The sequence below is a fragment of the Streptomyces endophyticus genome (assembly GCF_035798155.1).
In the GTDB taxonomy this organism is placed as follows: Bacteria; Actinomycetota; Actinomycetes; order Streptomycetales; family Streptomycetaceae; genus Streptomyces; species Streptomyces endophyticus.
This window is the reverse complement of sequence record NZ_JAOZYC010000149.1, coordinates 52767-76787: the sequence shown is the minus strand read 5'-3', so window position 1 is coordinate 76787 and position 24021 is coordinate 52767. Positions and strand designations below refer to the sequence as shown.

At 66.5% G+C, this 24021-nt stretch carries 20 protein-coding genes; 19 read left to right on the top strand and 1 reads right to left on the bottom strand.

All coding sequences use genetic code 11. The features are described 5' to 3' along the window. Positions 1-101: 101 nt before the first annotated feature. From secE to tuf, 15 genes are all read left to right on the top strand, one after another. Complete coding sequence (gene secE, locus OKJ99_RS29275) at positions 102-386, top strand: preprotein translocase subunit SecE (RefSeq protein ID WP_326020884.1); 285 nt, start codon at positions 102-104, stop codon at positions 384-386. Between the two features lie 78 nt (positions 387-464). Continuing rightward, a complete protein-coding gene (nusG, locus tag OKJ99_RS29270; RefSeq protein ID WP_326020883.1) occupies positions 465-1340 on the top strand; it encodes a transcription termination/antitermination protein NusG in 876 nt (291 codons plus the stop codon). 193 nt (positions 1341-1533) lie between these two features. After that, entirely contained in the window at positions 1534-1968 is a 435-nt protein-coding gene (rplK, locus tag OKJ99_RS29265) for a 50S ribosomal protein L11 (protein WP_040252631.1), read from the top strand. Between the two features lie 77 nt (positions 1969-2045). Beyond that, positions 2046-2777, top strand: coding sequence for a 50S ribosomal protein L1 (gene rplA, locus OKJ99_RS29260; RefSeq protein ID WP_326020881.1), 732 nt, complete (start codon positions 2046-2048; stop codon positions 2775-2777). 126 nt (positions 2778-2903) lie between these two features. Next, on the top strand, positions 2904-3593 hold the full coding sequence (locus OKJ99_RS29255) for a LolA-like protein (RefSeq protein WP_326020880.1): 690 nt from the start codon (positions 2904-2906) through the stop codon (positions 3591-3593). A 74-nt stretch (positions 3594-3667) separates the two neighbouring features. Further along, complete coding sequence (locus OKJ99_RS29250; protein WP_326020878.1) at positions 3668-4621, top strand: hypothetical protein; 954 nt, start codon at positions 3668-3670, stop codon at positions 4619-4621. Positions 4622-4887: 266 nt separating this feature from the next. Further along, entirely contained in the window at positions 4888-5418 is a 531-nt protein-coding gene (gene rplJ / locus OKJ99_RS29245) for a 50S ribosomal protein L10 (RefSeq protein ID WP_326020876.1), read from the top strand. Positions 5419-5563: 145 nt separating this feature from the next. Beyond that, on the top strand, positions 5564-5950 hold the full coding sequence (gene rplL, locus OKJ99_RS29240; RefSeq protein ID WP_326020874.1) for a 50S ribosomal protein L7/L12: 387 nt from the start codon (positions 5564-5566) through the stop codon (positions 5948-5950). A gap of 581 nt (positions 5951-6531) precedes the next feature. Beyond that, the gene (rpoB, locus tag OKJ99_RS29235) at positions 6532-10017 is read left to right on the top strand and encodes a DNA-directed RNA polymerase subunit beta (protein WP_326020872.1); all 3486 of its coding nucleotides are present in this window, start codon (positions 6532-6534) and stop codon (positions 10015-10017) included. Positions 10018-10113: 96 nt separating this feature from the next. After that, entirely contained in the window at positions 10114-14013 is a 3900-nt protein-coding gene (locus OKJ99_RS29230; protein WP_266713056.1) for a DNA-directed RNA polymerase subunit beta', read from the top strand. A 119-nt stretch (positions 14014-14132) separates the two neighbouring features. Continuing rightward, complete coding sequence (locus OKJ99_RS29225; protein WP_326020870.1) at positions 14133-14654, top strand: DUF1707 and DUF4190 domain-containing protein; 522 nt, start codon at positions 14133-14135, stop codon at positions 14652-14654. A gap of 260 nt (positions 14655-14914) precedes the next feature. Continuing rightward, positions 14915-15286 carry a 30S ribosomal protein S12 gene (gene rpsL / locus OKJ99_RS29220; protein WP_003948652.1) on the top strand — a complete coding sequence of 124 codons (372 nt, stop codon included), beginning with the start codon at positions 14915-14917 and terminating at the stop codon, positions 15284-15286. 2 nt (positions 15287-15288) lie between these two features. Continuing rightward, the gene (gene rpsG, locus OKJ99_RS29215) at positions 15289-15759 is read left to right on the top strand and encodes a 30S ribosomal protein S7 (protein WP_266713060.1); all 471 of its coding nucleotides are present in this window, start codon (positions 15289-15291) and stop codon (positions 15757-15759) included. A 39-nt stretch (positions 15760-15798) separates the two neighbouring features. After that, entirely contained in the window at positions 15799-17925 is a 2127-nt protein-coding gene (gene fusA / locus OKJ99_RS29210) for an elongation factor G (RefSeq protein WP_326020868.1), read from the top strand. A 152-nt stretch (positions 17926-18077) separates the two neighbouring features. Next, on the top strand, positions 18078-19271 hold the full coding sequence (gene tuf / locus OKJ99_RS29205; RefSeq protein WP_266713064.1) for an elongation factor Tu: 1194 nt from the start codon (positions 18078-18080) through the stop codon (positions 19269-19271). Positions 19272-19369: 98 nt separating this feature from the next. Here the strand turns inward: tuf and OKJ99_RS29200 are convergent, their stop codons facing one another. After that, a complete protein-coding gene (locus OKJ99_RS29200; RefSeq protein ID WP_326020867.1) occupies positions 19370-21361 on the bottom strand; it encodes a PIG-L family deacetylase in 1992 nt (663 codons plus the stop codon). A 588-nt stretch (positions 21362-21949) separates the two neighbouring features. On the opposite strand from OKJ99_RS29200, the gene rpsJ reads away from it, so the two are divergent. Genes rpsJ through rplW form a run of 4 tightly spaced genes read left to right on the top strand, consistent with a single transcriptional unit; the run spans position 21950 to position 24000 of the window. Then, a complete protein-coding gene (rpsJ, locus tag OKJ99_RS29195) occupies positions 21950-22258 on the top strand; it encodes a 30S ribosomal protein S10 (protein WP_003948644.1) in 309 nt (102 codons plus the stop codon). A 17-nt stretch (positions 22259-22275) separates the two neighbouring features. Further along, positions 22276-22920 carry a 50S ribosomal protein L3 gene (gene rplC, locus OKJ99_RS29190; RefSeq protein ID WP_326020865.1) on the top strand — a complete coding sequence of 215 codons (645 nt, stop codon included), beginning with the start codon at positions 22276-22278 and terminating at the stop codon, positions 22918-22920. Positions 22921-22927: 7 nt separating this feature from the next. Next, positions 22928-23581, top strand: a complete 654-nt coding sequence (gene rplD / locus OKJ99_RS29185; protein WP_326020863.1) for a 50S ribosomal protein L4 — start codon at positions 22928-22930, stop codon at positions 23579-23581. Further along, entirely contained in the window at positions 23581-24000 is a 420-nt protein-coding gene (gene rplW / locus OKJ99_RS29180) for a 50S ribosomal protein L23 (protein WP_326020861.1), read from the top strand. Before rplD ends, rplW begins: the two co-directional genes overlap by 1 nt. Positions 24001-24021: the final 21 nt, after the last annotated feature.

Genomic DNA, 24021 nt, shown 5'->3' with positions numbered 1-24021 from the left:
ACTCCTTCGCCAGGATGTGTGCGCATGTACGTACTGCATTGCACCGCCGTGCGGCTCCACCGGGCGCGGCACGGCCACGACCCGGAATCAGGTGAGGACGAGTGACGGACGCCGTGGGCTCCATCGACAAGCCTGATGCCCAGGACGAAGCGCTGGAGTCCAAGAAGGCCCGCAAGGGTGGCAAGCGCGGAAAGAAGGGCCCCTTCGGCCGTCTCGCGCTCTTCTACCGCCAGATCGTCGCGGAACTCCGCAAGGTCGTCTGGCCGACTCGCAGTCAGCTCTCGACGTACACCACAGTGGTGATTGTGTTCGTCGTCATCATGATCGGTCTTGTCACCGTGATTGACTATGGCTTCAACCACCTTGTCAAGTACGTATTCGGCTGAGCCGAAAAGCGGAGGGCGCCGAGTCCGGCGCCCCTTTCGCGCGTTCCACCCCTATGTATCCAGGAAGAAGCAGCCACAGTGTCTGACCCGAACCTGAACGAGGCGATCGAGCCGGTCGAGTCCGCTGAGGACGAGCTCGACATCGTCGAGGCGGCGGACGCCGAGGACCCGGACCAGGCAGAGGCTGCCGACATCGCCGCCGGCGAGCCCGCCGAGGAAGCCGCGGTCGAGACCGTGGTGGACACCGAGGCCGAGGCCGAGGAAGCCCAGGCGGAGGAAGAGTCGGTCGAGGCCGAGGAGGCCGAGGAGGCCGTCGAGGCCGTCGAGGAGGAGCCGGTCGACCCGATCGCCGCGCTCCGCGACGAGCTGCGCGGCCTGCCCGGCGAGTGGTACGTGATCCACACCTACGCGGGCTACGAGAAGCGCGTGAAGGCCAACCTCGAACAGCGTGCCGTCTCGCTGAACGTCGAGGAGTTCATCTACCAGGCCGAGGTCCCCGAGGAAGAGATCGTCCAGATCAAGAACGGCGAGCGCAAGAACGTCCGGCAGAACAAGCTGCCCGGTTACGTTCTCGTCCGCATGGATCTGACGAACGAGTCCTGGGGCGTCGTCCGCAACACCCCCGGTGTCACCGGCTTCGTGGGCAACGCCTACGACCCGTACCCGCTGACCCTGGACGAGATCGTCAAGATGCTCGCCCCGGAGGCCGAGGAGAAGGCCGCCCGCGAGGCGGCCGAGTCCGAGGGCAAGCCGGCGCCGCAGCGCAAGGTCGAGGTCCAGGTCCTGGACTTCGAGGTCGGCGACTCGGTCACCGTCACCGACGGTCCGTTCGCGACGCTGCAGGCGACGATCAACGAGATCAACGCCGACTCGAAGAAGGTCAAGGGCCTCGTCGAGATCTTCGGTCGCGAGACCCCGGTCGAGCTGAGCTTCGACCAGATCCAGAAGAACTAGCCCTTCCGGCGCCTTCTGGGCACACGCTTCCGAACAGGTCAGACGGGCTGCAAAGCACGTCTGACCTGCTCGGTTTTTAGCCGCGCATGGATACCCGTTATCGTTGTGCGGTATGCCTCCATCCGGATGATCTGGACGATCATCGATCAGGATGGTGGCTGAACACTCTCACTAAGACCCGGAGAGAGAGCACATGCCTCCCAAGAAGAAGAAGGTCACGGGGCTTATCAAGCTCCAGATCCAGGCCGGCGCCGCCAACCCGGCCCCGCCTGTCGGTCCCGCGCTGGGCCAGCACGGCGTGAACATCATGGAGTTCTGCAAGGCCTACAACGCCGCGACCGAGTCGCAGCGCGGTTGGGTCATCCCGGTGGAGATCACGGTCTACGAGGACCGTTCCTTCACCTTCATCACCAAGACCCCGCCGGCCGCGAAGATGATCCTCAAGGCCGCTGGTGTCGAGAAGGGCTCTGGCGAGCCGCACAAGACCAAGGTCGCCAAGATCACCGAGGCGCAGGTCCGCGAGATCGCCACCACCAAGATGCCCGACCTCAACGCCAATGACCTGGACGCCGCGTCCAAGATCATCGCCGGCACCGCCCGCTCCATGGGCGTCACGGTCGAGGGCTGACCTCCACCTCGTAGATCCATCCGTGGCAGGACCTGCTCGGTCCGCACCACGACTCCTCTAGAACTCAGGAGAAGCAAGTGAGCAAGCGCAGCAAGTCTCTCCGCGCTGCGGACGCCAAGATCGACGGGGCCAAGCTCTACGCCCCGCTCGAGGCCGTCCGTCTCGCCAAGGAGACCTCCACGTCGAAGTTCGACGGCACCGTCGAGGTCGCCTTCCGCCTGGGCGTTGACCCTCGCAAGGCCGACCAGATGGTCCGTGGCACCGTGAACCTGCCGCACGGCACCGGTAAGACCGCCCGGGTCCTGGTCTTCGCGACCGGTGACCGTGCTGCGGCCGCGGAAGCCGCGGGCGCCGACATCGTCGGCTCCGACGAGCTCATCGCCGAGATCGCCAAGGGCGACCGCCTGAACGAGTTCGACGCCGTTGTCGCCACCCCGGACCTCATGGGCAAGGTCGGCCGCCTCGGCCGCGTGCTCGGTCCGCGTGGCCTCATGCCGAACCCGAAGACCGGCACCGTGACCCCGGACGTGGTCAAGGCCGTGAACGAGATCAAGGGCGGCAAGATCGAGTTCCGCGTCGACAAGCACGCGAACCTGCACTTCATCATCGGCAAGGTGTCCTTCGACGACGCCAAGCTGGTGGAGAACTACGGCGCGGCCCTGGACGAGATCCTTCGTCTGAAGCCGTCCGCCGCCAAGGGTCGCTACATCAAGCGTGCCGCCATCAGCACCACGATGGGCCCCGGCATTCAGCTCGACTCCAACCGCACCCGGAACCTCCTCGTCGAGGAGGACCCGGCCGCGGTCTGAGCCCTCAAGGCTCGCTGAAGTCGGCTACGGGCCCCGCACCTTTCGAGGTGCGGGGCCCGTTCCGCTTTTCCGGTCCGTACGGTGCCGTGGCTGCGCTAGTTTCGCGGTGACCGACTGGGGGAGTGGATGCTGCGGTACGCGCGCGTGGTGACTCTGGCCGCCGTGGGCATCCTGCTGACCGCCTGCGCCGGGACACAGGAGCACGGGGCCGACGAGGCGCGCGAGGTGCTGCGCGCGGCCCGGCAGAAGGTCGTCGCGGCGGGCTCGGCGCGCGTCGACGCGACGATGGCCACCGGCAAGCGACTGACCTCGCGCAGCACGGGCGCGCTCGACTGGTCGGACGGCGTGGAGGGCACCCTGACCGTGCGGATCACGGGCGGCGAACTGGCCGCCTCCACGCGCGCGTTGGGTGGCGACCCGTCCCAGACGTGCTTCCTTCCGGACGCCCAGTACACGCGCATGAGCGACCGGTTCGCCAAGCTCAAGGACGGCCGGCACTGGATCCGCCGCCCGTACGACACCCGCAGCGACCTCACCCCGGCCGACACGCTCAAGGCCCTCAGCGGGGCCGAGGACGTCCACAAGGTGGGGCGGGAGACCGTGCGCGGCACGCGGGCCACTCATTACCGGGGGACCTCCGGCAGCCGGCACATCGACGTATGGCTCGATGCCCGGCATCTCCTGGTGCGGCGCACGCAGCACGTGGGCGACTTCACGGGGACCGTCCACTACCGCGACTACGGCGCCCCGGCCGCGGCCGAACGGCCCGCCGCACGGGACACCGTCGACTTCGGGGACGTCACGGGCGCCGGATGAAGCTGTGGGCGGTCTGTCCGAGGCGTCCGCTATCGTGCGGGCAGATCAAGACGCACCAAGGGGTGGGATTCAAGATGACTGTTTCCGTACGACGTGTGGTCGGCGCCGCCGCCACCACCGCGCTGCTGTGTTCGGCCGTCGCCGCCTGTGGTGGCGGGGACGACAAGGGCGGCGAGAAGAAGGCCTCCGGGACGGGGTCCCAGTCGGTCGCGCAGGCCGTCACGGCCGCGTACAAGAAGACCTCCGCGGCCAAGTCAGCCAAGGTCGACATGACCATGAAGATGCCGACGGCGGCCCAGGGCGGCGGCGACATGAAGATGTCCGGCACCATGGGCTGGGACCCGACCGTCATGGATATGACGATGTCGGGCTCCGCGTTCTCGGCCGGCGGCCCTGACGCGCCCAAGAACATCCGCATGCTCATGCAGGACAACGTGATGTACATGGACATGGGCGCCAATGCCGCCAAGTCCATGGACGGCAAGCGCTGGATGAAGATGGACCTCGCCGCGATGGCGAAGAAGTCCGGCGACGAGAAGATGGCGAGCCAGATGACCGGCAGCCTGGACAGCATGAACCAGGACCCGGCCCAGCAGATCGCCGTCCTGCTGGACTCTCCGAACCTGAAGCACCTCGGCTCGGCCACGGTGGACGGTGCCGAGACGGAGCACTACAAGGGCAAGCTGACGGTCGACGAGATGCTGGCGAAGAACGACTCGCTGAAGGTCCTCAGCAAGTCCGAGCGCGACCAGCTGCTCAAGAACGTCAAGAAGGCCGGTATCAAGAACTACGACACCGAGCTGTGGATCAACAAGGACGACCTGCCGGTCCGGCTCGACGTCACGATGGACAGCTCGCAGGGCGCCATCCAGATGTCGGAGAAGTTCTCCGACTACGGCGCCGCGGTGAAGGCCTCCGTGCCGCCCGCGAGCCAGACCTTCGACATGATGCAGATGCTCAAGGAGCTCGGCGGGGCCTCCGGCGCCGGGAGCAGCGCCGGTTCCTCCGGTCTTGACAGCGGCGTCTGAGCGGATTTGCTCGGCACGCCCCCTTTCACGTAATCTTCCAAAGAAGCCAAAGACCGCTGGTCGTTGCCGTGCGCTCGCAAGAGGGTTCGGTGGCCGAAGGATCCGCTGAAACTGCGGACGACCCGCGCAGGTGACCGTGGATGTGCTCCTGGAACCCCTTCGGGGATTCTGGTTGAGCTCACGCCCCGTGCGCCTGCGCCGGGGCGTTTCGTTTTCCCAGCCTCCTTGCGAGCGGTCCTCATCACCCGGAAGGAGGCTGACGCTCTATGCCGACGCCCGACAAGGCTGCCGCGGTAGCCGAGCTCACGGACAAGTTCCGCAGCTCGAACGCCGCTGTGCTGACCGAGTACCGGGGTCTCACCGTGGCCCAGCTCAAGCAGCTGCGCCGTTCGCTCGGTGAGAACTCCGAGTACGCCGTGGTGAAGAACACGCTGACCAAGATCGCGGCCAACGAGGCCGGGATCAACACGCTGGACGACCTGTTCAACGGTCCGACGGCAGTTGCCTTCGTCACCGGTGACCCGGTGGTGTCGGCGAAGGGTCTTCGTGACTTCGCCAAGGACAACCCCAACCTCGTCATCAAGGGCGGTGTCCTTGATGGCAAGGTGCTGTCCGCCGACGAGATCAAGAAGCTTGCGGACCTCGAGTCCCGCGAGGTTCTGCTGTCCAAGCTGGCCGGTGCGTTCAAGGCGAAGCAGTCGCAGGCTGCCTCCGTCTTCAACGCGCTGCCGACGAAGCTCGTCCGCACCGTGGACGCGCTCCGTGCCAAGCAGGACGAGCAGGGCGGTGCCGAGTAACTCGGCTCGCTTTCTGATCCTCGCCGCCTGAGACGGCGGCAGGGATCGCAGCGGGCCCGAACGTCTACGCAGTAATGCCGCTAGGCATACGCCCGCCTCACCCAGTACACCCGGCACCTGCCGATTTAGTGGAAGGACCGCCATCATGGCGAAGCTCACCCAGGACGAGCTGCTTGCGCAGTTCGAGGAGATGACCCTCATCGAGCTCTCCGAGTTCGTGAAGGCCTTCGAGGACAAGTTCGACGTCGAGGCTGCCGCTGCCGCCCCGGTCGTCGTGGCCGGTGCCGCTGGTGGCGCCGCTGCCGAGGCCGTCGAGGAGCAGGACGAGTTCGACGTCGTCCTCACCGGCGCCGGCGACAAGAAGATCCAGGTCATCAAGGTCGTGCGCGAGCTCACCTCCCTGGGCCTCAAGGAGGCCAAGGACCTCGTCGACGGCACCCCGAAGCCGGTCCTCGAGAAGGTCGCCAAGGACGCTGCCGCGAAGGCCAAGGAGCAGCTCGAGGCTGCCGGTGCGGCCGTCGAGGTCAAGTGACCTTGCGAGTCGACTGACTCTTCTTCGGTGAAACTGCTCCCTCGGGAGCTGTAACGCCGAGGTACCGAAGGGCGATCACCCAACTGGGTGGTCGCCCTTCGGCGTTGTCCGGATCGCAGGTCCAGGGTGCCTTGCACTGTCGGGCGTGCAGAGTATGGTGATCTTCGTTGTGCCTGGCGCCACCCCTGTTCGGCCAAGAGGGGGCCTTGACGAACAGCACGCAGCGCGCAATTCTCAGGACGCGTCGTCACAACGATCCGGATCCGAGGCATGGATCGACGGCGAAGAGGGCAGTAAGGATGTGCGCTCAGCGCACAGGGAACTCGGCAGACGGTGAACGGTTGAGAACAACGAGGGTCTCAAAAAACCCGCACTGGACATCAGTGGGCCTTCTGGCTACACTGTCCCTTTGCGCTGCCTGTTAGCTGCTCCCTGCCCGTCACCAGGGGCATGCCCTCGCCTCAGCACCGTGGATTGAACCGGCTCTGACCTGGCTTACTGCTAGATCAGGGGCTCTCTCCCGTGTATGGCTTGGGACCGGTACGCGCGTAGTGAGTCCGAGCCCTCGGAAGGACCCCCTCTTGGCCGCCTCGCGCAACGCCTCGATCGCGAATACGAACAACGGCGCCAGCACCGCCCCGCTGCGCATCTCCTTTGCAAAGATCAGGGAGCCCCTCGAGGTCCCGAACCTGCTCGCGCTGCAAACCGAGAGCTTTGACTGGCTGCTCGGCAACACCGCTTGGCAGAGTCGGGTCGAGGCGGCTCTCGAGTCGGGTCAGGACGTCCCCAGGAAGTCAGGTCTGGAGGAGATCTTCGAGGAGATCTCCCCGATCGAGGACTTCTCCGGGTCGATGTCGCTGACTTTCCGCGACCACCGTTTCGAACCGCCGAAGAACTCGATCGACGAGTGCAAGGACCGCGACTTCACGTACGCGGCCCCGCTCTTCGTCACCGCAGAGTTCACCAACAACGAGACCGGCGAGATCAAGTCCCAGACGGTCTTCATGGGCGACTTCCCGCTCATGACGAACAAGGGCACCTTCGTCATCAACGGCACCGAGCGTGTCGTTGTCTCCCAGCTGGTCCGCTCGCCGGGTGTTTACTTCGACTCCTCCATCGACAAGACGTCCGACAAGGACATCTTCTCCGCCAAGATCATCCCGTCCCGGGGTGCCTGGCTGGAGATGGAGATCGACAAGCGCGACATGGTCGGTGTGCGCATCGACCGCAAGCGCAAGCAGTCCGTCACCGTTCTCCTGAAGGCTCTCGGTTGGACGACCGAGCAGATCCTCGAGGAGTTCGGCCAGTACGAGTCCATGCGCGCCACCCTGGAGAAGGACCACACCCAGGGCCAGGACGACGCGCTGCTCGACATCTACCGCAAGCTGCGTCCGGGCGAGCCGCCCACGCGTGAGGCCGCGCAGACGCTGCTCGAGAACCTCTACTTCAACCCGAAGCGCTACGACCTCGCGAAGGTCGGCCGCTACAAGGTGAACAAGAAGCTCGGTGCCGAGGAGCCGCTGGACGCCGGCGTGCTCACGACCGACGACATCATCGCCTCCATCAAGTACCTCGTGAAGCTTCACGCGGGCGAGACCGAGACGGTGGGCGAGTCGGGCCGGGAGATCGTCGTCGAGACCGACGACATCGACCACTTCGGCAACCGTCGTATCCGTAACGTCGGCGAGCTGATCCAGAACCAGGTCCGTACGGGTCTCGCCCGTATGGAGCGCGTCGTGCGTGAGCGCATGACGACCCAGGACGTCGAGGCGATCACGCCGCAGACCCTGATCAACATTCGCCCGGTCGTGGCGTCGATCAAGGAGTTCTTCGGTACCTCGCAGCTGTCCCAGTTCATGGACCAGAACAACCCGCTGTCGGGGCTGACGCACAAGCGTCGTCTGAACGCCCTCGGCCCGGGTGGTCTGTCCCGTGAGCGGGCGGGCTTCGAGGTCCGAGACGTGCACCCCTCGCACTACGGCCGCATGTGCCCGATTGAGACCCCTGAAGGTCCCAACATCGGTCTCATCGGTTCGCTCGCCTCGTACGGCCGGATCAACCCCTTCGGCTTCATCGAGACGCCGTACCGCAAGGTCATCGAGGGCGTCGTCACCGACGACGTCGACTACCTGACGGCCGACGAGGAGGACCGCTTCGTCATCGCGCAGGCCAACGCGCCGCTGACTGAAGAGCTCACCTTCGCCGAGGCCCGCGTCCTGGTCCGCCGTCGTGGCGGCGAGGTCGACTACGTGCCCGGCACGGACGTCGACTACATGGACGTCTCGCCGCGCCAGATGGTGTCGGTCGCGACCGCGATGATTCCGTTCCTCGAGCACGACGACGCCAACCGTGCCCTCATGGGCGCGAACATGATGCGTCAGGCCGTGCCGCTCATCAAGTCCGAGGCGCCGCTCGTCGGCACCGGCATGGAGTACCGCTGCGCCACCGACGCCGGCGACGTGCTCAAGGCCGAGAAGGACGGTGTGGTCCAGGAGGTCTCCGCGGACTACATCACCACCGCCAACGACGACGGCACGTACAGCACGTACCGCCTGCACAAGTTCTCCCGCTCGAACCAGGGCACTTCTGTGAACCAGAAGGTCGTCGTGGACGAGGGCGCGCGGATCATCACCGGCCAGGTCCTGGCCGACGGTCCCGCGACCGAAGAGGGCGAGATGGCCCTCGGTAAGAACCTGCTCGTGGCGTTCATGCCGTGGGAGGGTCACAACTACGAGGACGCGATCATCCTGTCGCAGCGCCTCGTGCAGGACGACGTCCTCTCCTCGATCCACATCGAGGAGCACGAGGTCGACGCCCGTGACACCAAGCTCGGCCCGGAGGAGATCACCCGGGACATCCCGAACGTCTCCGAGGAGGTCCTCGCCGACCTCGACGAGCGCGGCATCATCCGTATCGGTGCCGAGGTCGTCGCCGGCGACATCCTCGTCGGCAAGGTCACGCCCAAGGGTGAGACCGAGCTGACGCCGGAGGAGCGCCTGCTCCGCGCGATCTTCGGTGAGAAGGCGCGCGAGGTGCGCGACACCTCGCTGAAGGTGCCGCACGGTGAGATCGGCAAGGTCATCGGCGTCCGCGTCTTCGACCGCGAAGAGGGCGACGAGCTGCCGCCGGGCGTGAACCAGCTGGTTCGTGTCTACGTGGCCCAGAAGCGCAAGATCACCGATGGTGACAAGCTCGCCGGCCGTCACGGCAACAAGGGCGTCATCTCGAAGATCAACCCGATCGAGGACATGCCGTTCCTGGAGGACGGCACCCCGGTCGACATCATCCTGAACCCCCTGGGTGTGCCGTCCCGAATGAACCCGGGACAGGTCCTGGAGATCCACCTCGGCTGGCTCGCCAGCCAGGGCTGGGACGTCTCCGGCCTGAGCGACCAGTGGGCCCAGAGCCTGCAGTCGATCGGTGCCGACCAGGTCGAGCCGCGTACGAACGTCGCGACCCCGGTCTTCGACGGTGCGCGTGAGGACGAGCTCGCGGGTCTGCTCGAGAACGCCCGGCCGAACCGTGACGGCGACCGCATGGTCCTCCCGTCCGGCAAGGCGCACCTGTTCGACGGCCGCTCCGGCGAGCCGTTCCCGGAGCCGATCTCGGTCGGCTACATGTACATCCTCAAGCTGCACCACCTGGTCGACGACAAGCTTCACGCTCGTTCGACCGGTCCGTACTCCATGATCACCCAGCAGCCGCTGGGTGGTAAGGCTCAGTTCGGTGGTCAGCGCTTCGGTGAGATGGAGGTGTGGGCGCTTGAGGCTTATGGCGCCGCTTACGCCCTCCAGGAGCTGCTGACGATCAAGTCCGACGACGTGACCGGCCGCGTGAAGGTCTACGAGGCCATCGTCAAGGGCGAGAACATCCCCGAGCCCGGCATTCCCGAGTCCTTCAAGGTGCTCATCAAGGAAATGCAGTCCCTGTGCCTCAACGTGGAGGTGCTGTCCTCGGACGGCATGTCCATCGAGATGCGTGACACCGACGAGGACGTCTTCCGCGCAGCGGAGGAGCTCGGCATCGACCTGTCCCGGCGTGAGCCGAGCAGCGTCGAAGAGGTCTGACGGGAGTCCGGTAGGGGCCCGGAAACGGGCCCCCGCCGACCCCTCGACCCCCGTTTCAGACCACAGACTTACAACCCTGAGAGGGATTGACGCATAGTGCTCGACGTCAACTTCTTCGATGAGCTCCGGATCGGTCTGGCCACCGCTGACGACATCCGTCAGTGGAGCCACGGCGAGGTCAAGAAGCCCGAGACCATCAACTACCGCACGCTCAAGCCGGAAAAGGACGGGCTCTTCTGCGAGAAGATCTTCGGTCCGACCCGGGACTGGGAGTGCTACTGCGGTAAGTACAAGCGCGTCCGCTTCAAGGGCATCATCTGCGAGCGCTGCGGCGTGGAGGTCACGCGCGCCAAGGTGCGTCGTGAGCGGATGGGGCACATCGAGCTGGCCGCTCCTGTCACTCACATCTGGTACTTCAAGGGTGTTCCGTCACGCCTTGGCTACCTGCTCGACCTCGCCCCGAAGGACCTCGAGAAGGTCATCTACTTCGCGGCGTACATGATCACGTTCGTCGACGAAGAGCGCCGTACCCGCGACCTGCCCTCCCTCGAGGCGCATGTCCAGGTCGAGCGTCAGCAGGTCGAGAACCGTCGCGACTCCGACCTGGAGGCTCGCGCCAAGAAGCTCGAGACCGACCTGGCCGAGCTTGAGGCCGAGGGCGCCAAGGCCGACGTGCGCCGCAAGGTGCGCGAGGGTGCCGAGCGCGAGATGAAGCAGCTGCGTGACCGTGCGCAGCGCGAGATCGACCGTCTGGACGAGGTCTGGTCGCGCTTCAAGAACCTCAAGGTCCAGGACCTCGAGGGCGACGAGCTCCTCTACCGCGAGCTGCGTGACCGCTTCGGCACGTACTTCGACGGCTCGATGGGTGCCGCGGCGCTTCAGAAGCGTCTCGAGACCTTCGACCTCGAGGAGGAGGCCGAGCGTCTCCGCGAGATCATCCGTACCGGCAAGGGCCAGAAGAAGACCCGTGCGCTCAAGCGCCTCAAGGTCGTCTCCGCGTTCCTGCAGACGAGCAACAGCCCCAAGGGCATGGTGCTCGACTGCGTGCCGGTCATCCCGCCGGACCTGCGTCCGATGGTGCAGCTGGACGGTGGCCGCTTCGCGACCTCCGACCTGAACGACCTGTACCGCCGCGTCATCAACCGCAACAACCGCCTGAAGCGGCTTCTCGACCTCGGTGCTCCCGAGATCATCGTGAACAACGAGAAGCGCATGCTCCAGGAGGCCGTGGACGCCCTCTTCGACAACGGTCGTCGTGGTCGCCCGGTGACCGGTCCCGGTAACCGCCCGCTGAAGTCCCTGAGCGACATGCTCAAGGGCAAGCAGGGTCGTTTCCGTCAGAACCTTCTCGGTAAGCGTGTGGACTACTCCGCGCGTTCCGTGATCGTCGTCGGTCCGCAGCTGAAGCTGCACCAGTGTGGTCTGCCGAAGGCCATGGCTCTGGAGCTCTTCAAGCCGTTCGTGATGAAGCGCCTGGTTGACCTCAACCACGCGCAGAACATCAAGAGCGCCAAGCGCATGGTCGAGCGCGGCCGCACGGTCGTGTACGACGTCCTGGAAGAGGTCATCGCCGAGCACCCGGTTCTCCTGAACCGTGCGCCGACGCTGCACCGCCTCGGCATCCAGGCCTTCGAGCCGCAGCTGGTCGAGGGCAAGGCCATTCAGATCCACCCGCTCGTCTGCACCGCGTTCAACGCGGACTTCGACGGTGACCAGATGGCCGTGCACCTGCCGCTCTCCGCGGAGGCGCAGGCCGAGGCCCGCATCCTGATGCTGTCCTCGAACAACATCCTCAAGCCCGCCGACGGCCGTCCGGTGACGATGCCGACCCAGGACATGGTCCTCGGTCTGTTCTTCCTCACCACCGACGGTGAGCTCCGTGACGTCAAGGGCGAGGGCCGCGCGTTCGGCTCCACGGCCGAGGCGACCATGGCGTTCGACGCCGGCGAGCTGGCGCTCCAGTCGGCCGTGGACATCCGCTTCCCGGTGGGCACCATGCCGCCGCGCGGCTGGACCCCGCCGCCCGTCGAGGAGGGCGAGCCCGAGTACCAGCCGGGTGACAGCTTCCGGCTGCGGACGACCCTGGGCCGCGCGCTCTTCAACGAGCTGCTGCCCGAGGACTACCCGTTCGTCGACTACTCGGTGGGCAAGAAGCAGCTCGGCGAGATCGTCAACGACCTCGCGGAGCGCTACCCCAAGGTCATCGTGGCGGCGACGCTCGACAACCTGAAGGCGGCCGGCTTCTACTGGGGTACCCGTTCCGGTGTCACCGTGGCCATCTCCGACGTCGTCGTTCCCGAGGCGAAGAAGGAAATCGTCGCGGGCTACGAGGCGCAGGACGAGAAGGTCCAGAAGCAGTACGAGCGCGGTCTCATCACGAAGGAAGAGCGCACTCAGGAGCTCATCGCGATCTGGACCAAGGCGACCAATGAGGTCTCCGAGGCGATGAACGCGAACTTCCCGAAGACCAACCCCATCTTCATGATGGTTGACTCGGGTGCCCGAGGAAACATGATGCAGATGCGTCAGATCGCGGGTATGCGTGGTCTGGTGTCGAACGCCAAGAACGAGACGATCCCGCGCCCGATTAAGGCCTCCTTCCGCGAAGGCCTGTCGGTGCTCGAGTACTTCATCTCGACTCACGGTGCTCGTAAGGGTCTGGCGGACACCGCCCTGCGTACCGCCGACTCGGGTTACCTGACCCGTCGTCTGGTGGACGTCTCGCAGGACGTCATCATTCGCGAGGAGGACTGCGGCACCGACCGTGGCCTCAAGCTCCAGATCGCGGAGCGTGGCGCCGACGGCGTGCTGCGCAAGACCGAAGACGTCGAGACCAGCGTGTATGCCCGCATGCTCGCCGAGGACATCGTCGTCGACGGCAAGGTCATCGCGCCGGCCAACGTCGACCTGGGTGACGTGCTCATCGACGCCCTCGTCGCCCACGGCGTCGAGATCGTCAAGACCCGCTCGGTGCTCACCTGTGAGTCCGCGGTCGGCACCTGTGCCTTCTGCTACGGCCGCTCGCTGGCCACCGGCAAGCTGGTCGACATCGGTGAGGCGGTCGGCATCATCGCCGCCCAGTCCATCGGTGAGCCCGGTACCCAGCTGACGATGCGTACCTTCCACACCGGTGGTGTGGCTGGTGACGACATCACCCAGGGTCTGCCCCGTGTCGTCGAGCTCTTCGAGGCTCGTACGCCGAAGGGTGTCGCCCCGATCTCCGAGTCCGCGGGCCGTGTCCGCATCGAGGAGACCGAGAAGACCAAGAAGCTCGTCGTCACCCCCGACGACGGCAGCGACGAGATCCCCTTCCCGATCTCCAAGCGTGCCCGTCTGCTCGTGGGCGAGGGCGACCACGTCGAGGTCGGCCAGAAGCTGACCGTGGGTGCCACCAACCCGCACGACGTGCTGCGCATTCTGGGCCAGCGTGCCGTCCAGGTCCACCTGGTCGGCGAGGTCCAGAAGGTCTACAACTCGCAGGGTGTGTCGATCCACGACAAGCACATCGAGATCATCATCCGGCAGATGCTGCGCCGCGTGACGATCATCGAGTCCGGCGACGCCGAGCTGCTGCCCGGCGAGCTGGTCGAGCGCTCGAAGTTCGAGGGCGAGAACCGTCGTGTGGTCACCGAGGGCGGTCACCCCGCCTCCGGCCGTCCGCAGCTGATGGGTATCACCAAGGCCTCGCTGGCGACGGAATCCTGGCTGTCGGCCGCCTCCTTCCAGGAGACGACCCGAGTCCTGACGGATGCGGCGATCAACGCCAAGTCCGACAGCCTCATCGGCCTCAAGGAGAACGTCATCATCGGTAAGCTCATCCCGGCCGGTACGGGTCTGTCCCGCTACCGCAACATCCGGGTGGAGCCCACCGAGGAGGCCAAGGCCGCGATGTACTCGGCCGTCGGCTACGACGACATCGACTACTCGCCGTTCGGCACCGGCTCCGGCCAGGCCGTTCCGCTGGAGGACTACGACTACGGTCCGTACAACCAGTAGGCGAGAAGCTGCTTGAAACCGCAGGGCGGTCACCCCGGGTAGAACCGGGGTGGCCGCCCTGCGGCGTATTGACGCATGATGGACGCCACAACATGTCCGGGTCCCGGGGGAGTGGTCTCGTGTCGAATCCGTCCTGGCAGCCGGTCCCGTGGCCGGGCCAGCAGGGTCATCAGCCGTCCATGCTGGCCGCGCATGCGGACCGCGAGCGCGCGGTCGACGTGCTGCGCGCGGGCTTCGCCGAGGGGCGGCTGCAGCAGAGCGAGTACGAGCGGCGGATCGAGCGGGCGTATCAGGCGCGCACCGTGGGGGAGCTGACCATGCTCGTCGCCGATCTGCCGCAGGGGCCGGCGCCCCAGCAGCAGCAGATGATGGGCGTGCCCCGGACGTTCCTGCCGCCGCCCCCGCCGACCAACGGGAAGGCGATCGGGGCGCTGGTGTGCGGTGTGGGCACGTTCTTCAGCGCGGGGGCCTCGGCGATCCCCGCCGTGATCCTGGGCCACATGGCGCGCAAGGAGATCCGTGAGCGGGGCGAGTCCGGTGACGGGATGGCGGTCGGCGGGCTGGTGCTCGGGTGGCTTTCCGTGGCGTTCTGGGCCCTGCTCATCGTCGCGATCGTCGTCGCGGGGGCCAGCAACCCGTAGCAGCGCGCCCGGCGTGTCCTGGCTCCGGGGTATTTGTTTTGACCACAGCGTATGAGATAGGTACGCTCAGACCTTGTGCCTGGGGTGTGCCTGGGCTCGTGTGCGTGTCATCAGCCGCATGACGAGTCCGATCAGGGCCGCCGCAATCTGTCGCCTTCCCACCTTCGGTGGGGGTCTGCAGTATTCGACACACCCGACCGCGTGGGTCGGTGACGTTCCAGGTTAGCTTTACCATTCGGCACACAGAAACCGGAGAAGTAGTGCCTACGATCCAGCAGCTGGTCCGGAAGGGCCGGCAAGACAAGGTCGAGAAGAACAAGACGCCCGCGCTCGAGGGTTCGCCCCAGCGTCGTGGCGTCTGCACGCGTGTGTTCACGACCACCCCGAAGAAGCCGAACTCGGCCCTCCGTAAGGTCGCGCGTGTGCGTCTGACCAGCGGCATCGAGGTCACGGCCTACATTCCGGGTGAGGGACACAACCTGCAGGAGCACTCCATCGTGCTCGTGCGTGGCGGCCGTGTGAAGGACCTGCCCGGTGTTCGTTACAAGATCATCCGCGGTTCGCTTGACACCCAGGGTGTCAAGAACCGCAAGCAGGCCCGCAGCCGCTACGGCGCCAAGAAGGAGAAGTAGAAATGCCTCGTAAGGGCCCCGCCCCGAAGCGCCCGGTCATCATCGACCCGGTCTACGGTTCTCCTCTGGTGACCTCCCTCATCAACAAGGTGCTGCTGAACGGCAAGCGCTCCACCGCCGAGCGCATCGTGTACGGCGCCATGGAGGGCCTGCGCGAGAAGACCAGCAACGACCCGGTCATCACGCTGAAGCGCGCGCTTGAGAACATCAAGCCGACCCTCGAGGTCAAGTCCCGCCGTGTCGGTGGCGCGACCTACCAGGTTCCGATCGAGGTCAAGCCCGGCCGCGCCAACACCCTCGCGCTCCGCTGGCTCGTCGGCTACTCGCGTGCCCGTCGCGAGAAGACGATGACCGAGCGTCTGACGAACGAGCTGCTCGACGCCTCGAACGGCCTCGGTGCTGCCGTCAAGAAGCGCGAGGACACGCACAAGATGGCCGAGTCCAACAAGGCCTTCGCGCACTACCGCTGGTAGTCGCAACCCACATCGAGACCGAGAGAAGACTGAAGCCTTATGGCTACCACTTCACTTGACCTGGCCAAGGTCCGAAACATCGGCATCATGGCCCACATCGACGCGGGCAAGACGACCACCACTGAGCGGATCCTGTTCTACACCGGCGTCTCGTACAAGATCGGTGAGGTCCACGACGGCGCCGCCACGATGGACTGGATGGAGCAGGAGCAGGAGCGTGGCATCACGATCACGTCTGCTGCCACCACTTGCCACTGGCCGCTCGAGGACAACGACTACACGATCAACATCATCGACACCCCTGGGCACGTCGACTTCACCGTTGAGGTGGAGCGCTCCCTGCGTGTGCTCGATGGTGCCGTGACCGTGTTCGACGGTGTCGCCGGTGTCGAGCCGCAGTCCGAGACGGTGTGGCGTCAGGCCGACCGTTACGGCGTGCCGCGCATCTGCTTCGTCAACAAGCTGGACCGTACCGGCGCCGAGTTCCACCGCTGCGTGGACATGATCTCGGACCGCCTGGGCGCCCAGCCGCTCGTCATGCAGCTCCCCATCGGGGCCGAGGCCGACTTCCAGGGTGTTGTCGACCTCGTCACGATGAAGGCGTACGTCTGGTCGGCCGAGGCCGCCAAGGGCGAGGCCTACGACACCGTCGAGATCCCCGACACGCACAAGGAGGCTGCGGACGAGTACCGCGGCAAGCTCCTTGAGGCCGTCGCGGAGAACGACGAAGAGATCATGGAGCTGTACCTGGAGGGCCAGGAGCCCTCTGTGGAGCAGATGTACGCCGCGATCCGTCGTATCACCATCGCGTCCGGCAAGTCCGACGGCACCACGGTCACCCCGGTGTTCTGTGGCACCGCGTTCAAGAACAAGGGCGTTCAGCCCCTGCTCGACGCGGTCGTGCGCTACCTGCCGACTCCGCTTGACGTCGACTCCATCGAGGGTCACGACGTCAAGGACCCGGAGAAGGTCGTCGCGCGCAAGCCGTCCGAGGACGAGCCGCTGTCGGCCCTCGCCTTCAAGATCGCGAGCGACCCGCACCTGGGCAAGCTCACCTTCATCCGGGTTTACTCGGGTCGCCTGGAGGCCGGCACCGCGGTGCTGAACTCCGTCAAGGGCAAGAAGGAGCGCATCGGCAAGATCTACCGTATGCACGCGAACAAGCGTGAGGAGATCGCGTCGGTGGGCGCCGGTGACATCGTCGCCGTCATGGGCCTGAAGCAGACCACCACCGGTGAGACGCTGTCCGACGACAAGAACCCGGTCATCCTGGAGTCCATGGACTTCCCGGCGCCGGTCATTCAGGTCGCCATCGAGCCCAAGTCCAAGGGTGACCAGGAGAAGCTGGGTGTTGCCATCCAGCGTCTCGCGGAGGAGGACCCCTCCTTCCAGGTGCACTCGGACGAGGAGACCGGCCAGACCATCATCGGTGGTATGGGCGAGCTTCACCTCGACGTCCTTGTCGACCGCATGCGTCGCGAGTTCCGCGTCGAGGCGAACGTCGGCAAGCCGCAGGTCGCGTACCGCGAGACCATCCGCAAGACGGTGGACAAGGTCGACTTCACGCACAAGAAGCAGACTGGTGGTACTGGCCAGTTCGCGAAGGTGCAGATCTCGATCGAGCCGATCGAGGGTGGCGACGCGAGCTACGAGTTCGTGAACAAGGTCACCGGTGGTCGTATCCCGAAGGAGTACATCCCTTCGGTCGACGCCGGCTGCCAGGAGGCCATGCAGTTCGGCATCCTCGCCGGTTACGAGATGACCGGTGTCCGCATCACGCTGCTCGACGGTGCCTTCCACGAGGTCGACTCCTCGGAGCTCGCCTTCAAGATCGCCGGTTCGCAGGCGTTCAAGGAGGCCGCTCGTAGGGCCGGTCCCGTGCTTCTCGAGCCGATGATGGCCGTTGAGGTCATCACGCCCGAGGACTACATGGGCGAGGTCATCGGCGACGTCAACTCCCGTCGTGGCCAGATCCAGGCCATGGAGGAGCGGATGGGCGCCCGGGTCGTCAAGGGCCTGGTTCCGCTGTCGGAGATGTTCGGCTACGTCGGCGACCTCCGCAGCAAGACGTCGGGTCGCGCGAGCTACTCGATGCAGTTCGACTCCTACGCCGAGGTTCCGCGGAACGTCGCCGAGGAAATCATCGCGAAGGCCAAGGGCGAGTAACTCACTCGAGTTCACGCTTTAGGCTTGACACCGGAGCTCTTGGGGCATTTCCCGGCAACAGCCGCGAAATGCCCCGGGAGACCGGCTTTCCAGCAAAGATCACCTGGCGCCGATGAAGCAAGGCGTACAGAACCACTCCGCAGGAGGATTCAGTGGCGAAGGCAAAGTTCGAGCGGACTAAGCCGCACGTCAACATCGGCACCATCGGTCACATTGACCACGGTAAGACGACCCTCACGGCCGCCATTACCAAGGTGCTGCACGACGCGTACCCCGACCTGAACGAGGCCTCGGCCTTCGACCAGATCGACAAGGCTCCTGAGGAGCGCCAGCGCGGTATCACGATCTCGATCGCGCACGTCGAGTACCAGACCGAGGCGCGTCACTACGCCCACGTCGACTGCCCGGGTCACGCGGACTACATCAAGAACATGATCACGGGTGCCGCGCAGATGGACGGCGCCATCCTCGTGGTCGCCGCCACCGACGGCCCGATGCCGCAGACCAAGGAGCACGTGCTCCTGGCCCGCCAGGTCGGCGTTCCGTACATCGTTGTCGCCCTGAACAAGGCCGACATGGTGGACGACGAGGAGATCCTGGAGCTCGTCGAGCTCGAGGTTCGTGAGCTCCTCTCCGAGTACGAGTTCCCGGGCGACGACCTTCCGGTCATCAAGGTCTCGGCGCTCAAGGCGCTCGAGGGTGACAAGGAGTGGGGCGAGTCCGTCCTCAACCTGATGAAGGCCGTCGACGAGGCCATCCCGGCCCCCGAGCGTGACGTCGACAAGCCGTTCCTGATGCCGATCGAGGACGTCTTCACGATCACCGGTCGTGGCACCGTCGTCACCGGCCGCATCGAGCGTGGTGTCCTCAAGGTCAACGAGACCGTCGACATCATCGGCATCAAGACCGAGAAGACCACCACCACGGTCACCGGCATCGAGATGTTCCGCAAGCTGCTCGACGAGGGCCAGGCCGGTGAGAACGTCGGTCTGCTCCTCCGTGGCATCAAGCGCGAGGACGTCGAGCGCGGCCAGGTCATCATCAAGCCCGGTTCGGTCACGCCGCACACCGAGTTCGAGGCCCAGGCCTACATCCTGTCCAAGGACGAGGGTGGCCGCCACACGCCGTTCTTCAACAACTACCGTCCGCAGTTCTACTTCCGTACGACGGACGTGACGGGCGTTGTGACCCTCCCCGAGGGCACCGAGATGGTCATGCCGGGCGACAACACCGAGATGTCCGTCTCGCTGATCCAGCCCGTGGCCATGGAAGAGGGCCTGAAGTTCGCCATCCGTGAGGGTGGCCGGACCGTGGGCGCCGGCCAGGTCACCAAGATCAACAAGTAAGTCTCACTTACCTGTTGGGCTTGATGCCTGCCAGCTCTTTCGAGCTCTGAGAGGGCCCGTACGACTTCGGTCGTACGGGCCCTTTCTGCTGCCCGGGCTCAGGCGCGCGCCTGCGTGGGCCGCCACAGCCACGGCCGGGCGTCGGGGGAGAGGCCCGCCGCGGCCGGGCCGCGGGAGGTCAGGGCCAGGGCCGGGCCGTCCAGGGTGGCCGGCGCCGCGCTCGGGCGGATGGTGCGGCCGGCGTGGTGCAGCCGGACGTTGCCTTCGGTGTCACGGCCGAGGAGGTACGCGCCCGCTGCCGCCACCGGCCCGTAGCCGGGGAAGTCGACGCGCGGGCCGCCGGTGGACAGCAGCTCGGCGGACGCGGGCGGACGGTAGTAGAGCCGGTCGCCGGACGCGGCGACGGCGTCGGCGGGGGTGGGCAGGCCGGACAGGGGCGCGGGGCCCCGCGGTGTCCAGTGGTGGACGGTGTCGCGGCCCGCGGCGTAGACGTGCACCTCGCCGTCGTCGCCGACGACCGCGGTGAGCCCGTCCTGGACCGGGCCGCCGCCGAGCTCGCGCCACGGGGACCAGTCCCCGGCCCCGTCGCGCACCCGCGTGCTGATGCCCTGCCCCGCATTGCGTACGAAGAGGTGGACGCGGCCGTCCGGGGCGGCGGCCGCCACCGGGACGCCGATGCGGCGGCCGCGGTCGGGATCGCTCTCGGGGTTGCCGAGGCCCTTCCACGCCTGTCGTTCCAGGGCCACGATCTCGCGTACGTCGGCGCCGTCCTGGACGGACGCGAGGCGCAGGCCGATGACGAGGTGGCCTCCGTCGGGGAGCGCGACCGCCGTGAGGACCGGGGCGAGCGGGCCCCCGCCGAGGTCGGCCGGGGCGCCGAACTCACCGTCCTTCTCGGTGTAGCGGACGGCACGCAGCCCCAGCACGCCGTACGCGGTGAGCCGTCCGTCGGCGTTCGGGGCGAGGGCGAGCCGGGGTCCCGGATAGCGGTAGTGCGTGGCGCGGACCCAGCCCTTGCGGTTGGTGAGGGGGCGGTCGCCGCCGACGTTGTAGTCGCCGCAGCCCGAGGGGTTGCCGCAGTTCCAGTCGGGGGCGGCGCCGTACGGGACGAGCTGGGCGGCCTTCTCCTCGAGGACCCGCGGCGGCAGGTTCTTCGGCCAGTGGTTGTTGTAGTAGCCGCGGAAGGCGGTCGCGGCGAACGCGGGCGGCCCGCCCTTGGCCCGCTGCGCCCAGCGGATCAGCGCGGCCCAGCTGAAGCAGGCGACGGCCGTGTGGTCGGCGTGGTCGGAGTAGCCGGGCTGCTCGCTGTCCCGGATCCGCGTGAGCCGGTCGCTCTGCTGGATGTCGGGGTCCGGGTCGAGGGTGTGCACGAGGGTGGGGCGATAGCGCTCGAAGAGCGCCACGAGCACGTCGACCAGGGATTCACGGCCGTACGTCTGGACGGCGCGCAGCGGGGAGCCCACGGGGACGAGGGTGCGCAGCAGGAGTCCGGGTTCGCGCCAGAGCGCGGGGACGCCCATCTGGCCCGCGGGGGTGTGCATGGCGAGGTTGAGATGCACCAACTCGACGCTGTGGCCCCGGTGTTGGAGCGAGTCGACCTCGACCCGGAAGCCGCCGGGCAGCTGGACGGCGCTCGTGGTCCAGCGGGTGAACGCGGGCAGCCCGAGCTGGGTCGCGTACGCCTGGCGCAGGCCCTGGTGGCGGGCGGAGGAGTACGCCGCCTTGTCGGGGGCCGGGGCGCGGTCGGCCGGCGTCTTGTTGCGGCCGTCGGCCTCGCCCGCGGTGACGTACACGCAGACGACCGGGGTGCCCGCGTCGAGGGCGTGCCGGGTGTCCGGGTTCATGAAGTACAGGTCGTCGTCGGGGTGGGCGAGGACCTGGAGCAGCAGGGCGCGCTCGGCCTGCGCGGCGGTGCGTCCTGTGGCGGGGGAGGGGACGGTGGCTCGGGGCGGCGGCGCGGGGGTGGTGCGGGAGCAGGCGGAGAGGGCGCCGGCGGTGGCGAGCGCGGCGACGCCGAGGAGGGCGCTGCGGCGGGCGGTGCCGCGCCCAACGGGTATGTACGGATGGGGTGTTGAAGGTCTTTCCCGCACGGTGGCGCGCACTCCGTTCGCTGCCGAGGCAGCGTTCGGGGGAGGGGCGCTCGCCTCTGTTCAGGTGATCCACCTCAACAGAGGGGCAACGGGATGCCCGGGTTCCGGTGACCTTGGTCTCTGTCGCCACCGGCCGATCGGTGCTTCGCGCGCGCGGGACACGAGCACCCCTGGTTTGACCTTCGTCACTGAGGGGGTACGCTCTTCGGCTCGATTGGCCCCAGGCGTGCCCTGTATGGCAAACTGTCGGGGTTGCTCGGTTGAGTGCCGATGCTGCGCGCCTCCCGCCGGGAGGACCGGAAGCGAGTCCCACAGTACTCGTCGGCTGTATCTACCCCCTGGGGTAGCAATAGGCCGGACGTACGGGAATCTTTCGGGAAGTGTCAGCGAGGTGTCTCGACCAGGCGCTCGGTGGGTTTCTTCCCCCGTGTACACGCGGTCTTGGCCGCAGACCCCTTAGCAGGGAAATCCATGCGGAGATTTCTGTGAGCGGGACTGCGACACGCCCGACCGCGTGGGGCGGAGGAAGTGTGAAACAGGGCCCCTCGAGTTCCAGGGCGTTACGAGAGACAGGACTACTAGGTAGCCATGGCGGGACAGAAGATCCGCATCCGGCTCAAGGCCTACGACCACGAGGTCATCGACTCCTCGGCGAAGAAGATCGTCGAGACGGTGACGCGCACTGGTGCGTCGGTCGCGGGCCCGGTGCCGCTGCCCACAGAGAAGAACGTGTACTGCGTCATCAAGTCGCCGCACAAGTACAAGGATTCGCGCGAGCACTTCGAGATGCGCACGCACAAGCGCCTGATCGACATCCTCGACCCGACTCCGAAGACCGTTGACTCCCTGATGCGACTCGACCTCCCGGCCGGTGTCGACATCGAGATCAAGCTCTGAGGGTCGGTGAACTGAGAATGGCTAAGCCGATCAAGGGCATCCTGGGCGAGAAGCTCGGCATGACGCAGGTGTGGGACGAGAACAACCGTGTTGTTCCGGTCACCGTCGTCAAGGCCGGACCTAACGTCATCACCCAGGTCCGTACGAACGACGTCGACGGTTACGACTCCGTCCAGCTCGCCTTCGGCGAGATTGACCCGCGCAAGGTGAACAAGCCCCTCAAGGGCCACTTCGCCAAGGCCGATGTCACCCCCCGTCGCCACCTCGTCGAGGTCCGTACCGCTGACGCCAGCGAGTACACCCTCGGCCAGGAGATCACCGCTGAGGTGTTCGATGGCGGCGTGAAGGTCGATGTCACCGGCCAGAGCAAGGGCAAGGGCTTCGCCGGCGGCATGAAGCGCCACAACTTCAAGGGTGGCAAGGCATCTCACGGTGCCCACCGCGTGCACCGCAAGCCGGGTTCCATCGGCGGTTGCGCCACCCCCGGTCGTGTGTTCAAGGGCACCCGCATGGCGGGCCGCATGGGCAACGAGCGGGTCACCACCCAGAACCTGACCGTTCACGCCGTTGACGCGGAGAAGGGCCTGCTCCTCATCAAGGGCGCAGTTCCCGGTCCGAACGGTGGCCTCGTCCTGGTCCGTACCGCGGCCAAGGGGGTTTGAGGAACCGATGAGCACCATTGACATCCTTTCGCCGGCAGGCGACAAGACCGGGTCCGTCGAGCTCCCTGCGGAGATCTTCGACGTAGAGAAGATCAGCGTTCCGCTGCTTCACCAGGTCGTCGTCGCTCAGCTGGCTGCTGCCCGTCAGGGCACGCACAAGACCAAGCGCCGCGGTGAAGTCCGCGGTGGTGGTAAGAAGCCTTACCGCCAGAAGGGCACCGGCCGCGCGCGCCAGGGTTCGACCCGTGCGCCGCAGTTCGCCGGCGGTGGCGTCGTCCACGGCCCGCAGCCGCGTGACTACTCCCAGCGGACCCCGAAGAAGATGAAGGCTGCCGCGCTGCGTCACGCCCTCACCGACCGGGCCCGCAACGCTCGCATCCACGTCGTCTCCGGCGTGGTCGAGGGCGAGGTCTCCACGAAGGCCGCCAAGACGCTGTTCGGCAAGATCTCGGAGCGCAAGAACCTGCTCCTGGTCGTCGACCGCGCCGACGAGGCCGCGTGGCTCTCCGCCCGCAACCTGCCCCAGATCCACATTCTGGAGCCGGGCCAGCTGAACACGTACGACGTTCTCGTCTCGGACGACGTGGTCTTCACCCAGGCCGCTTTCGAGTCCTTCGTGTCTGGCCCCAAGGCCGCTGACACCGAAGGGAGCGAAGCCTGATGGCTATTCGTCACCAGAGCATCGCGTCCAAGGCTGCGAAGGCCGCCAAGGCCGCGCGCGTCGCCAAGGCGAAGCGCATCGCGACCGAGGGCAAGATCGCCGTTGAGCCCACCCCGCTGAGCAAGTCCTTCTCGGACCCGCGCGACGTCCTCGTCAAGCCGGTTGTCTCGGAGAAGTCGTACGCGCTCCTCGATGAGGGCAAGTACACGTTCGTCGTGGCCCCGGGCGCCAACAAGACCCAGATCAAGCAGGCCGTCGAGGCGGTCTTCTCGGTCAAGGTCACCGGCGTCAACACGATCAACCGTCAGGGCAAGCGGAAGCGTACGCGCACCGGGTTCGGCAAGCGTGCCGACACCAAGCGCGCCATCGTGACCCTCGCTGAGGGCGACCGTATCGACATCTTCGGCCAGGCCTCCTAACGGAGACCCTGGTCCGAATAT